Consider the following 12,589-nt stretch of genomic DNA (forward strand, 5'->3'; position numbering starts at 1 on the left):
TCAGGATTTCAAGGGCTCCTCGAGTTTGAAATGCGCCCGGGCCGTGGCAATCGGCTCACCTTCGGTGGTTTGCCATGCGGTAATTGCGACGTTAGCCACCCGGCGTCCCTGGCGGCACACCTGGCATCGGGCCCAGGTATCGCGGAATTGACCCGCCCGCAGATAGTCGAGGGAAAAATCGATAATCTTCGGCACGCTCGGCGAGCCGGTCGCAATCAGCAGGTGCATGGCGGCTGCCAGCTCCATGAAACCGGCAATCACGCCGCCATGGATGGCGGGCAATAGAGGGTTGCCAATGTTGTCCTTGTTGGCCGGCAGACGAAACAGCAACTCATCCCCCACCCGCGAGCATTCGACACCGATCAGTGTCGCGTAGGGAATCATCTGCAGCAGTGAAGCGTAGTCACCCAGTTCGTGGGCCTGTCGCAATTGTTCCTGAAACGTGTCAGTCATTTCGCCTCTCCGGCAATAGCGCCGCCAAAGCCCTTGGTGCCCTTGATGCCCTTGCCCATGCGCATGAAAGTACCCACCACATGGGCAATCGGTTGTTCGGGATCGTCCTGATAAGCAAAGCCCCGGGCGAAAATCACGTCGGTGGTCACGCGGTAGCACTGGGCGAAACCATAGACATCTTTATGGGGTTCGGCGGCGTGCATGTAGTCGATACGCAGGTCGAGGGTCGGGCAGACTTCGAATTCCGGTAGCACGCAGAGGGTGGACATGCCGCAGGCGGTGTCCATCAGCGTGGTCAGCGCGCCACCATGAATGACACCGGTTTGCGGGTTACCAACGATCTGCGGGCTGTAAGGCAAAACCACGGTGAGCCCTTCACTGCTGGCACTGTGAACACGCAGGCCGAGGACCTGACAATGTCGCAGCGCGGAAAGAAATCGCGTTGCACGCTCGAAAACGAGACTTTCAGCCATTTGATAAAAACTCTTGTTTAGTATTCCGACAGTGCAGTGAACAGCACTGAAAAAAGTTCCGCATTAGAACAAACTTATATATCTGAACGACTTATGGAACTTAACCCTGAGGGCTGTGCTCGAAAGGCCAGTAAGATATTTTCCATCAGGAGAAACACCCCATGCGTAAGACTTTAGCTATTGCCTTGATGTTGACCGCTTCCCTCGGTCTCGCTGCCTGCGATAAAAAATCCGAGGACAAAGCTCAAGAAGCCAACAAACATGCTGAGCAAGCTCAGCAAGACATGAGCAAAGCTCAGGATAAAGTGAACGACGCAGCGAAAGAAAACGCCGAAGCTGCCAAAGCTCAGGCTGAATCGAACGAAGCAGCGGCAAAAGAAGCCGCTCCTAAAAACTAAATCGGTTTTTAGTCAGATAAAGGAAAACCCGCCAAGTGCGGGTTTTCTTTTGCCTTCACGTTTGTTGGCCATGTAGGCGTCACAACAAAATCGTTCGAAAAGTCGGACTGATCATCAGCAACAGCGAACAGATTAAACCCACTAGCCAAACCAGGCTGCGCTGCCAGGCCAGATCTTTCCAGTAACACACCAAGTAGATAACTCGCGTGATCACGAAGATGATCGCCAGCAAATCAATAAGCCATCCTGCCGTCTGCGTGGTATGCGCCATCAACACGCCCACCGCGAACAATATGAAGGCTTCGAAACAATTCTGATGTGCCGCCACTGCACGGGCACCCAACCCCGTAAGTTGCGCCTGCTGTTGGCGCGGCAGGTGATTGTCGTAACCGCCCTGCTCTTTCATGGCCGTGGTCACGGGCATGCGCGCCACGTAGATCAGCACGGCACTGATAAACACACACCAGAACGGAATACTCATCAAGCAGCCTCTTTGATCACCTCGGGCAATGGCGCCTCTGTAGGGGTATAGACCATCACGTCCAGAACGTCGGAATGAAACTCGCGGCGATACAGCACGAACACAACGCCGGCACTCATCAACATGAACAACCAGGGGCTGACGAACCAGGCCAGCATGGTCATGCCGAAGTAATAGGATCGCAGGCCGAAGTTGAACTGGTTGGCCGCCATGGAGATGACACGGGCAGCACGGGCAGCGAAGGCTTTGCGCTCCTGCTCGGACACATGGCGCTCGCCGATCATCGGCGCCGAGCCAACCAGAATGGCCGCGAAGTTGTATTGGCGCATGCACCAACTGAAGGTAAAGAACGCATAGACGAACACTAGCGCCAAACACAGCAATTTGATCTCCGACATCCCTTGGGACGCCTGCTGCACCATCGGAATATCCGCCAGCAACGACACCGCCCGCTCGGAGGCCCCGAGCACCGTGAGAATGCCGGCCAGAATAATCAGGGTACTGGAGGCAAAGAACGACGCATTGCGCTCCAGGTTGCCAATCACGCTGGCGTCGGCGATGCGGTTGTCGCGCAGCAGCATGCGGCGCATCCAGTCTTCGCGGTAAAGATGCAGAACGCTGGCCAGGCACGCAGTGTCACGGCCCTTCCACGTTGCATAGCGGGTATAACCGCCCCAGCAGATGACGAACCAGAGCGCGGCGAGGATGTGGATCAGATTGGCTTGGATGAACGACATGCAGGTCCTTTTGATGACTAGGAAAGGCAAAACTGTGGGAGCGAGCCTGCTCGCGATAGCACTGGATCAGACAACATGTATGTTGAATTTAAAGCCGCCTTCGCGAGCAGGTTCGCTCCCACATTGGATTTTCGCAATGCTTCGACGTTAGCTTAAGGAAAAAGACACTGCCTCACGCCCATAAAAAATGCCCCGTATCTATTGATACGGGGCATTTCCATTTTTTGTAGAGAGCAGCTCAAAAGCCCGCTTGTGGCAGGCCCGTGAAGCTTAAGCCAAAGCTTCGACGCGTTTGCCCAGCAAGCGATCGCAGACCACGGCGACCACCAGGGTCATGACCGATGGTACCAGCCACGCCAACCCCTGCTCGCTCAGCGGCAAGTGGGCCAGCTGCGCCGGCATCCAGTCCGCCAGGCCGGCCCCCTTGAGGGCATCGATCAGACCGAAGATGAACGACACCAGCATCACCGGACCGACGATACGGCCTTGCTCATGCCAGAAGTCCTTGCAGAAGCTCAGGGCTACCAAGGCGATGCATGGCGGGTAGATCGCGGTCAGTACCGGAATCGAGAACGCGATCAGCTTGGTGAGGCCCAGGTTGGAGACCAACAGGGAAAACGCCGCCAGGATGATCACCAAGGTCTTGTAGGACAGTGGCAGTACACGGCTGAAGTATTCGGCGCACGCGCAGGTCAGGCCAACAGCCGTCACCAGACACGCCAGAGAGATCAGTACCGCAAGGAATCCGCTGCCCAGGGAGCCGAACGTGTGCTGCACGTAGGCGTGCAACACCGCCGCGCCGTTGGTCGCACCGACGGCCACTTCATGGCTGCCGGAACCGAGACGGAACAGGCTGATATACACCAGCGCCAGGCCCACGCCGGCAATCAGGCCGGCAATGATCGCGTAACGGGTAATCAATGCTGGCGACTCGACGCCGCGGGAGCGGATCGCGTTGACGATGACAATGCCGAACACCAGCGCGCCGAGGGTATCCATGGTCAGGTAACCATTGATGAAGCCCTGGGAGAACGGTGCCGCCACGTATTCAGGCGTTGCCTGACCAATGTCGCCCGCCGGCAAGGCGAATGCCGCGATGCCAAGAACGGCCAGGGCGATAATCTTCAACGGGGCGAGGAAACGTCCTACGGTATCCAGCAGACGGCCCGGATAGAGCGAGATGAAGAACACCAGCAGGAAATACACCGAGCTGTAGAGAAACAGCGCCAACGGGCTTTCGCCGGTCAGCGGCGCCAGGCCCACTTCGAACGACACGGTAGCGGTACGCGGCGTGGCAAACAGCGGCCCCACGGCGAGGTAGCACGCGGCGGCCAGCAGGCCACCGGCCAGTTTACCGATCGGGCTGCTCAACGCATCCATGGCACCACCGACCTTGGCCAGCGCGACAACGGTGATCACCGGTAATCCTACCGCCGTGACCAGAAAGCCCAGCGCCGCCATCCAGACGTTAGGCCCGGACTGCAAACCGACGATAGGCGGGAAGATGATATTGCCGGCCCCGACGAACAGGGCAAACGTCATAAAACCAAGTGCCAGGATGTCCTGACCTTTCAACACTTTCATTAAGGAAATACCACACTACTGAATCGGAATTTAGAGAGGGGTTTCCCTTATGGGTGAGGGAAATGCAGTCGGTCCGTATGAGACCAACCCTTTTAGCGCGTTGCCGCCTTGTGGGCTGCGGACGCAAAAATGGCTGCTAGCCTAACGAATTTGTCTGACAAACGCACTGTTTGAGGGCGAACTATCCGATACGCGACATCTTTGTGTCGCGTTTTCGCATGTTCATGGTTGTCGCCTGTAAGTCCGCCATCGCGGGCAAGCCCGCTCCCACAGGTTTTGCGGGGTAGACAAAATTGTATGAACGCAACAAATCCTTGTGGGAGCGGGCTTGCCCGCGAAGAGGCCAGCACAGCGAACGCAAATCGCAGAAACGACAAAGGCCACCCGAAGGTGGCCTTTGTTTGGTAAAGCGTCAGCTAAGCGCGAGGCTTACTTGACAGCCCAACCCGTCAGCTCGGCCAGGGCCTTGCCGATGTCTGCCAGCGAACGCACGGTTTTAACGCCTGCGTCTTGCAGCGCAGCGAATTTCTCGTCTGCAGTGCCTTTGCCGCCAGAGATGATTGCGCCAGCATGGCCCATGCGCTTGCCCGGAGGAGCAGTCACACCAGCGATGTAGGAAACAACCGGCTTGGTCACGTGTGCCTTGATGTAGGCAGCCGCTTCTTCTTCAGCCGAACCGCCGATCTCACCGATCATCACGATCGCTTCGGTCTTCGGGTCTTCCTGGAACAGCTTCAGGATGTCGATGAAGTTCGAACCCGGGATCGGGTCACCACCGATGCCGACGCAAGTCGACTGACCGAAACCGGCGTCAGTAGTCTGCTTCACAGCTTCGTAGGTCAGGGTGCCGGAACGGGAAACGATACCGACCTTGCCTGGCAAGTGAATGTGACCTGGCATGATGCCGATCTTGCATTCGCCTGGAGTGATCACGCCTGGGCAGTTAGGGCCGATCAGGATAACACCCAGCTCGTCGCACTTAACTTTAGCGTCCAGCATGTCCAGGGTAGGAATGCCTTCGGTGATGCACACGATCAGCTTGATGCCGCCGAAAGCAGCTTCCAGGATCGAGTCCTTGCAGAAAGGAGCCGGAACGTAGATCACGCTGGCGGTGGCGCCAGTGGCAGCTACGGCGTCTTTCACGGTGTTGAACACTGGCAGACCCAGGTGCTCGGTGCCGCCTTTACCAGGAGTTACACCACCAACCATCTTGGTGCCGTACTCGATGGCTTGCTGGGTGTGGAAACTACCTTGCGAACCGGTAATACCCTGGCAGATAACTTTGGTGTCTTTATTGATCAGGACGCTCATTATTTGCCCTCCGCAGCTTTGACAACTTGTTGAGCAGCGTCGGTCAGGCTGGTAGCAGCGATGATGTTCAAACCGCTTTCTGCCAGTACTTTAGCGCCCAGCTCAGCGTTGTTGCCTTCAAGGCGAACAACAACCGGGATTTTCACGCCGACTTCTTTCACTGCACCGATGATGCCTTCGGCAATCATGTCGCAACGAACGATGCCGCCGAAGATGTTAACCAGTACTGCAGCGACGTTGGTGTCGGACAGAATGATTTTGAAAGCTTCGGTAACGCGTTCTTTGGTAGCACCGCCGCCCACGTCGAGGAAGTTGGCTGGTTTGCCGCCATGCAGGTTGACGATGTCCATGGTACCCATGGCCAGGCCAGCACCGTTGACCATGCAACCGATGTTGCCTTCCAGCGCTACGTAGTTCAGTTCGAACTTGGCAGCGTGCGCTTCGCGCGGATCGTCTTGCGACGGATCGTGGAAAGTCTTCAGCTTAGGCTGACGGTACATGGCGTTGGCGTCGATGTTGATCTTGGCGTCCAGGCAGTGCAGATCGCCGTCAGCCTTGATCACCAGCGGGTTCACTTCCAGCAGGGCCAGGTCGTGATCCTTGAACAGCTTGGCCAGACCTACGAAGATCTTGGCGAACTGGGCAACTTGCTTGCCTTCCAGACCCAGCTGGAATGCCAGCTCGCGACCCTGGAATGGCTGAGCGCCAACCAGTGGATCGATAGTGGCCTTCAGAATTTTTTCTGGAGTGTCGTGAGCGATTTTCTCGATGTCCACGCCACCTTCGGTGGAAGCCATGAACACGATGCGACGGCTCGAACGGTCAACGACAGCGCCCAGGTACAGCTCTTTAGCGATATCAGTGCACGATTCAACCAGGATCTTGGTGACTGGCTGACCATTGGCGTCAGTCTGGTAAGTCACCAGACGCTTGCCCAGCCACTGCTGTGCGAAGGCTTTGGCGTCTTCTTTGCTGCGAACCAGCTTTACGCCGCCCGCTTTACCGCGACCACCGGCGTGGACCTGGGCTTTGACAACCCACTCGCTGCCGCCGATTTTGTCGCAAGCTTCTGCTGCTGCTTCCGGGGTGTCTACCGCGTAACCGGTGGATACTGGCAGGCCGTACTCAGCGAACAGCTGCTTACCCTGATACTCGTGAAGATTCATGCTTATTACCGTCTTCGTTAGGTACTGCGCATTCGGTGCTGCACTCATTCAAGTGCCGCACCACCTGTGACTGCTGCTTGCATAGCCTTTCCGGATACCCGGTGCAGCTATGCAAGGCTGCGTCCAGCGGATATTCCGCGGTGAGTCTTGCATGCAAGGCTCACGACGGGCCACTCCGCCGTGGTTTCTTATTGTCTCTTCAGACATGTGAAAACTGCTGCGCTCGGAAATACTGCGTTAAAAACAGGTTCAAAATGCTCATTGACTGACGTCAACTCCGCTTTCTCACCTGTTTTTGCCTTGTCTTTCCGTCGCTCGCGACGTTTTCACATAGTCTTCAACGCTTCTTGCGGTTGGCGATGTGGATGGCGCCGCCATTCACTGCCAAAGCAGCTTCGTGCAAGGCTTCAGACAGGGTCGGATGGGAGAAAACCATCATGCCCAGGTCTTCAGCGCTGGTGCCGAATTCCATACCGATTGCGCCCTGCTGAACCAGTTCGGCAGCGCTTGGGCCAATCACGTGGACGCCCAATACGCGGTCTGTCTTGGCATCTGCGATGACCTTGACGAAACCGCCGGTATCGTTGGCAGCCATGGCACGGCCAGAGGCTGCGAACGGGAAGGTGCCGACGTTAACTTCTACGCCTTCAGCTTTCAAGGCCTGCTCGGTTTTACCGACCCACGCGATTTCCGGGTGAGTATAAATAACCGAAGGGATCAGGTCATAGTTCATCTGGGCCTTGTGGCCCTTGATGCGCTCGACAACCATGATGCCTTCTTCCGACGCCTTGTGCGCCAGCATCATGCCGCGAACCACGTCACCGATGGCGAAAACGCCCGGTACGGTGGTGGCGCAGTGATCGTCAACGTGCACGAAACCGCGCTCGTCCAGGGTCACGCCGCTGTCGGCAGCCAGCAGATCAGTGGTCACCGGACGGCGACCAACGGCTACGATCAGCTTGTCGAAAGTAATGGTCTGTTCGCCGTTGGCGTCGGTGTAGTTCACAACGACTTCGTCGCCGTTCACTTTGGAACCGGTCACGCGAGCGCCCAGCTTGATGTCCAGACCCTGTTTGGTCAGGGTTTTCAGCGCTTCCTTGGAAACAGCGGTGTCCGCTGCCATCAGGAAAGTGTCCAGGGCTTCCAGGACAACCACTTCAGAGCCCAGACGCGACCATACCGAACCCAGTTCCAGACCGATCACGCCAGCACCGATTACGCCCAGACGTTTAGGTACGGTTTGGAATTCCAGTGCGCCAGTCGAATCAACGATGACTTTCTGATCAACCGGAGCCGGTGGAATGTCGATCGGACGCGAACCTGGAGCCAGGATGACGTTTTCAGCTTCGATGACTTCAACCGAACCGTCTGGCTTGGTGACTTCGACTTTCTTGCCGGCCAGCAGTTTGCCGTGGCCCTGGATCGAAGTGACGCCGTTGGCCTTGAACAGGGTGGCAACACCGCCGGTCAGGTTCTTGACGATGCCAGCCTTGCGGCCAACCATCGCAGCGACGTCCATTTTGACTTCGCCAGTCGAAATGCCGTGGACGTTGAAGCTCTCTTTCGCTTCCTTGTATTTCCAGGAGCTGTCCAGCAGCGCCTTGGATGGAATGCAGCCTACGTTCAGGCAGGTGCCGCCCAGGGCTTGCTTGCCTTCAGCATCGGTGTACTTCTCGATGCAGGCAGTGCTCAGACCGAGTTGCGCGGCCTTGATGGCAGCCACGTAGCCGCCAGGGCCCGCACCGATCACTACTACGTCAAATTTCTGCGACATTCAAAAAATCCTCTTTAGCGAAAAGCTTCAAGCCGCGAGCTGCAAGCCAGGCTGCGGGTTTTCCGACAGCCTGGGCTTGCAGCTCATGGCTGCTTCTATCAGATATCCAGCAACAGACGAGCCGGGTCTTCCAGCAGGTTCTTGATGGTCACCAGGAAGGTCACAGCTTCTTTGCCATCGATCAGGCGGTGATCGTAGGACAGTGCCAGGTACATCATCGGACGGATAACGACCTGGCCGTTGATTGCCATAGGACGCTGGATGATGTTGTGCATGCCCAGAATCGCAGCCTGCGGCGGGTTGACGATCGGGGTCGACATCATCGAACCGAAGGTGCCGCCGTTGGTGATGGTGAACGTACCGCCAGTCATCTCTTCCATCGACAGTTTGCCGTCACGGGCTTTCTTGCCGAACGTAGCGATGCCGCCTTCGATTTCAGCCAGGCTCATCAGCTCGGCGTTACGCAGAACCGGTACAACCAGGCCGCGGTCGCTGGAAACAGCAACACCGACGTCAGCGTAGCCGTGGTAAACGATGTCCGCACCGTCGATCGACGCGTTGACAGCCGGGAAGCGTTTCAGCGCTTCGGTGGCAGCCTTCACGAAGAACGACATGAAGCCCAGGCGCACGCCGTTGTGGGACTTCTCGAACAGGTCCTTGTACTTCGAACGAAGGGCCATGACTTCGGTCATGTCGACTTCGTTGAAAGTGGTCAGCATCGCCATGTTCGATTGAGCTTCAACCAGACGCTCGGCAACCTTGGCACGCAGACGGGTCATCGGAACGCGTTTTTCAACGCGGTCGCCGGCAGCGAATACCGGAGCAGCAGCGGCAGGAGCAGCAGCCTTGGCAGGCGCGGCAGCTGGAGCGGCTTTCTTGGCGGCAACAGCTGCAACCACGTCTTCCTTGGTCACACGACCACCTTTGCCGGTGCCGGCAACGGAAGCGATGTTGATGCCGTTTTCTTCAGCCAGCTTGCGAGCAGCCGGTGCAGCAACAGGATCGTCTTCGCCTTCGCCAGCAGGGGCAGCGGCTTGGGCAGCTGCGGCCGGAGCGGCAGCAGGAGCAGCGGCAGCGGCGCCGCCTTCAACGATCGAGCCCAGCACTTCGTCGGACAGAACGGTGTCGCCTTCGTTCTTGACGATAGCGCCCAGCACGCCGTCAGCAGTGGCCAGAACTTCCAGTACGACTTTGTCGGTTTCGATGTCGACGATCAGTTCGTCACGCTTGACGGCGTCGCCCGGTTTTTTGTGCCAGGTGGCAACGGTGCCATCGGCAACCGATTCCGGGAAAGTGGGGGCTTTGATCTCGATAGCCATTATCTGTGGTTCCTTAAATTCGGTTTCAGGTGCGCGAAGGCGTTAAACAGTAAAGGCGTCTTGCAGCAGTTTTTCCTGCTGCTCGGCGTGCATCGATGCGTAACCGCATGCAGGTGCAGCAGAAGCCTCACGGCCCGCGTACTCGAGTACGAGAGACTTGTTGAGGTTGCTGATGCTGCGACGCATGTGGTGTTGGCTGCTGTACCAGGCACCCTGGTTCATTGGCTCTTCCTGGCACCAGACGGCATGCTTGGCGTTGGTGTAAGGAGCCAGGACTTCGTTCAAGTCGTCCTCAGGGAATGGGTACAACTGCTCGAGACGCACGATGGCGATATCGTCACGGCCTTCGGCACGGCGTTTTTCCAGCAGGTCGTAGTAGACCTTGCCGCTACACAGAACAATGCGCTCGACCTTTTTCGGGTCCAGTGCATCGATTTCCGGGATAACGGTCTGGAACGAACCTTCTGCCAGATCTTCCAGAGTCGAGATAGCCAGCTTGTGACGCAGCAGCGACTTCGGAGTCAGGACTACCAGTGGCTTGCGCAGCGGGCGGATCACCTGACGGCGCAGCAAGTGGTAGATCTGAGCCGGCGTTGTCGGCATGCACACCTGAATGTTGTGCTCGGCGCACAGCTGCAGGTAACGCTCCAGACGAGCCGAGGAGTGCTCAGGACCCTGACCTTCATAACCGTGCGGCAGCAGCATGGTCAGACCGCACAGACGGCCCCACTTGTGCTCGCCACTGGTGATGAACTGGTCAATCACCACCTGGGCACCGTTGGCGAAGTCGCCGAACTGGGCTTCCCAGATAACCAGGGCATTCGGCGTGGTGGTCGAGTAACCGTACTCGAACGCCAGCACCGCTTCTTCGGACAGGAACGAGTCGTACAGGTCGAACCGTGGCTGACCGTCGTACAGGTTCTGCAGCGGGATGTAGGTGCCCGCGTCCTTTTGGTTGTGCAATACGGCATGACGGTGCGAGAACGTACCGCGGCCGATGTCCTGGCCGGTCATGCGGATCGGGTGACCTTCGAATGCCAGGGTCGCGTACGCCATGGTTTCGGCGTAACCCCAGTTGATCGGCAGGCCGCCGGCTTGCATCTTCTGACGGTCTTCGTAGATCTTGGCAACCTGGCGCTGAACCACGAAGCCTTCCGGAATTTCCAGCAGCTTGGCGGACAGTTCCTGCAAGGTTTTCAGGTCGAAGCGAGTGTCGTGACGCGCTGTCCAGGCGTGACCCAGGTACGGACGCCAGTCCACGAACAACTCTTTGTTCGGCTCTTTGACCAGGCTTTTCACTACGTGCAGACCGTTGTCCAGCGCGTTGCGGTATTCGTCGACTTTCGCCTGAACACGCTCTGCGTCCAGTACACCGCTCTGGGTCAGACGATCGGCATACAGCTCACGGGTGGTGCGCTGCTTGGTGATCTGCTGATACATCAGCGGCTGGGTGCCGCTCGGTTCGTCAGCCTCGTTGTGGCCGCGACGACGGTAGCAGACCAGATCGATCACCACGTCACGCTTGAACTGCATGCGGTAGTCGATGGCCAGTTGGGTCACGAACAATACGGCTTCCGGATCATCACCATTCACATGGAGGATCGGCGCCTGGATCATTTTCGCGACGTCGGTGGCGTACTCGGTGGAACGCGAGTCCAGCGGGTTGCTGATGGTGAAACCGACCTGGTTGTTGATCACGATGTGCACGGTACCGCCGGTCTTGAAACCGCGGGTCTGCGACATCTGGAAGGTTTCCATCACCACGCCTTGACCGGCGAATGCCGCGTCACCGTGGATGGAGATCGGCAGAACCTTCTCACCGGTAGGGTCGTTGCGACGATCCTGACGGGCGCGAACCGAACCTTCGACCACCGGGGAAACGATTTCCAGGTGGGACGGGTTGAACGCCATGGCCAGGTGAACTTCACCGCCGGCGGTCATCACGTTGGACGAGAAACCCTGGTGGTACTTAACGTCACCGGAACCCAGCTCGACCTTCTTCTTGCCTTCGAACTCGTCGAACAGCTCGCGCGGGTTCTTGCCGAAGGTATTGACCAGCACGTTCAGACGGCCACGGTGGGCCATGCCGATAACGATTTCCTTGGTGCCGTAGGAACCGGAACGCTGGATCAGTTCGTCCAGCATCGGAATCAGGCTCTCGCCGCCTTCCAGGCCGAAACGCTTGGTGCCCGGGTATTTGGTCCCCAGGTATTTTTCCAGGCCTTCACCGGCAGTGACGCGCTCGAGCAGGTGGCTCTTGATGTCAGCGGAGTACGTCGGACGGCCACGCACGCTTTCCAGACGCTGCTGGAACCACTGGCGCTGCTGGGAATCGGTGATGTGCGTGAATTCAGCGCCGATGGTGCGGCAATATGTCTGCTGCAACGCTTCGTGAATTTCGCGTAGGCTCGCTTCCTCTTTGCCGATGAACAGGTCGCCGGCACGGAAGGTCGTATCAAGATCGGCATTGGTCAAGCCGTAATGATTGATCGACAGGTCTGCAGGTGCAGTACGCTGCCACAGTCCCAGCGGGTCAAGCTGGGCTGCCTGGTGGCCACGCATACGGTAGGCCTGGATCAATCGCAGCACTTCAACTTGCTTCTTCTCGTGCTCACTGCTCACGCTGCCGGCGGAAACCGGTTGGGCGCGGCGCTGGTTCTTTGCCAGCAAGACGAAATGATCGCGAATCGTGGAGTGCGAAACATCGGTGGCAGAGTTGCCGTCGGCAGGCAACTTCTGAAAGTAGGTGCGCCACTCTTCTGGCACAGCGTTAGGGTCGTGCAGGTAGAGCTCGTAGAGCTCTTCCACATAGGCAGCGTTACTACCGGATAGGTAGGCGCTGTTCCACATGCGCTGCATCACGCTTTCTTGCATGCTTGGTCACCCTCGGTTA

Annotated in this window: 11 protein-coding genes; 1 reads left to right on the forward strand and 10 read right to left on the reverse strand. The window is 57.7% G+C overall.

Annotated features, from left to right (window positions below):
• Together LAB08_RS22515 and LAB08_RS22520 are read right to left on the reverse strand one after the other, a co-directional pair.
• Entirely contained in the window at positions 1-453 is a 453-nt protein-coding gene (locus tag LAB08_RS22515; protein WP_096509643.1) for a PaaI family thioesterase, read from the reverse strand.
• Positions 450-926, reverse strand: coding sequence for a PaaI family thioesterase (locus LAB08_RS22520; protein WP_096509642.1), 477 nt, complete (start codon positions 924-926; stop codon positions 450-452). The genes LAB08_RS22515 and LAB08_RS22520 overlap by 4 nt, the downstream gene beginning before the upstream one ends.
• Positions 927-1,087: 161 nt before the next feature.
• On the opposite strand from LAB08_RS22520, the gene LAB08_RS22525 reads away from it, so the two are divergent.
• Complete coding sequence (locus tag LAB08_RS22525) at positions 1,088-1,324, forward strand: hypothetical protein (RefSeq protein WP_096509641.1); 237 nt, start codon at positions 1,088-1,090, stop codon at positions 1,322-1,324.
• Positions 1,325-1,403: 79 nt separating this feature from the next.
• On the opposite strand, the gene LAB08_RS22530 is transcribed toward LAB08_RS22525, so the two are convergent.
• From LAB08_RS22530 to LAB08_RS22565, 8 genes are all read right to left on the reverse strand, one after another.
• Entirely contained in the window at positions 1,404-1,805 is a 402-nt protein-coding gene (locus LAB08_RS22530; protein ID WP_096509640.1) for an MAPEG family protein, read from the reverse strand.
• Positions 1,805-2,542, reverse strand: a complete 738-nt coding sequence (locus LAB08_RS22535; protein WP_096509639.1) for a DUF599 domain-containing protein — start codon at positions 2,540-2,542, stop codon at positions 1,805-1,807. The genes LAB08_RS22530 and LAB08_RS22535 overlap by 1 nt, the downstream gene beginning before the upstream one ends.
• A gap of 270 nt (positions 2,543-2,812) precedes the next feature.
• Positions 2,813-4,126 (reverse strand): branched-chain amino acid transport system II carrier protein, encoded by a 1,314-nt coding sequence (gene brnQ, locus LAB08_RS22540; RefSeq protein WP_096509638.1) that lies wholly within the window; start codon positions 4,124-4,126, stop codon positions 2,813-2,815.
• A 429-nt stretch (positions 4,127-4,555) separates the two neighbouring features.
• Positions 4,556-5,437 carry a succinate--CoA ligase subunit alpha gene (gene sucD, locus LAB08_RS22545; RefSeq protein WP_017127973.1) on the reverse strand — a complete coding sequence of 294 codons (882 nt, stop codon included), beginning with the start codon at positions 5,435-5,437 and terminating at the stop codon, positions 4,556-4,558.
• Complete coding sequence (gene sucC, locus LAB08_RS22550; protein WP_007919879.1) at positions 5,437-6,603, reverse strand: ADP-forming succinate--CoA ligase subunit beta; 1,167 nt, start codon at positions 6,601-6,603, stop codon at positions 5,437-5,439. Before sucC ends, sucD begins: the two co-directional genes overlap by 1 nt.
• Positions 6,604-6,940: 337 nt before the next feature.
• Positions 6,941-8,377: a dihydrolipoyl dehydrogenase gene (lpdA, locus tag LAB08_RS22555; RefSeq protein ID WP_096509637.1), complete on the reverse strand. Its 1,437-nt coding sequence runs from the start codon at positions 8,375-8,377 to the stop codon at positions 6,941-6,943.
• A 98-nt stretch (positions 8,378-8,475) separates the two neighbouring features.
• Complete coding sequence (odhB, locus tag LAB08_RS22560; RefSeq protein ID WP_096509636.1) at positions 8,476-9,696, reverse strand: 2-oxoglutarate dehydrogenase complex dihydrolipoyllysine-residue succinyltransferase; 1,221 nt, start codon at positions 9,694-9,696, stop codon at positions 8,476-8,478.
• A 42-nt stretch (positions 9,697-9,738) separates the two neighbouring features.
• Positions 9,739-12,570, reverse strand: a complete 2,832-nt coding sequence (locus LAB08_RS22565; protein WP_096509635.1) for a 2-oxoglutarate dehydrogenase E1 component — start codon at positions 12,568-12,570, stop codon at positions 9,739-9,741.
• Between the last annotated feature and the right edge of the window lie 19 nt (positions 12,571-12,589).

This window comes from Pseudomonas izuensis (genome assembly GCF_002356535.2).
GTDB classification, from domain to species: domain Bacteria; phylum Pseudomonadota; class Gammaproteobacteria; order Pseudomonadales; family Pseudomonadaceae; genus Aquipseudomonas; species Aquipseudomonas izuensis.

Excerpts from the sequence above, each read along its gene's own strand:
- LAB08_RS22515 (WP_096509643.1), bottom strand. The coding sequence starts at position 453 with ATGACTGACACGTTTCAGGAACAATTGCGACAGGCCCACGAACTGGGT.
- LAB08_RS22520 (WP_096509642.1), bottom strand. The coding sequence starts at position 926 with ATGGCTGAAAGTCTCGTTTTCGAGCGTGCAACGCGATTTCTTTCCGCG.
- LAB08_RS22525 (WP_096509641.1), top strand. The coding sequence starts at position 1,088 with ATGCGTAAGACTTTAGCTATTGCCTTGATGTTGACCGCTTCCCTCGGT.
- LAB08_RS22530 (WP_096509640.1), bottom strand. The coding sequence starts at position 1,805 with ATGAGTATTCCGTTCTGGTGTGTGTTTATCAGTGCCGTGCTGATCTAC.
- LAB08_RS22535 (WP_096509639.1), bottom strand. The coding sequence starts at position 2,542 with ATGTCGTTCATCCAAGCCAATCTGATCCACATCCTCGCCGCGCTCTGG.
- brnQ (WP_096509638.1), bottom strand. The coding sequence starts at position 4,126 with ATGAAAGTGTTGAAAGGTCAGGACATCCTGGCACTTGGTTTTATGACG.
- sucD (WP_017127973.1), bottom strand. The coding sequence starts at position 5,437 with ATGAGCGTCCTGATCAATAAAGACACCAAAGTTATCTGCCAGGGTATT.
- sucC (WP_007919879.1), bottom strand. The coding sequence starts at position 6,603 with ATGAATCTTCACGAGTATCAGGGTAAGCAGCTGTTCGCTGAGTACGGC.
- lpdA (WP_096509637.1), bottom strand. The coding sequence starts at position 8,377 with ATGTCGCAGAAATTTGACGTAGTAGTGATCGGTGCGGGCCCTGGCGGC.
- odhB (WP_096509636.1), bottom strand. The coding sequence starts at position 9,696 with ATGGCTATCGAGATCAAAGCCCCCACTTTCCCGGAATCGGTTGCCGAT.
- LAB08_RS22565 (WP_096509635.1), bottom strand. The coding sequence starts at position 12,570 with ATGCAAGAAAGCGTGATGCAGCGCATGTGGAACAGCGCCTACCTATCC.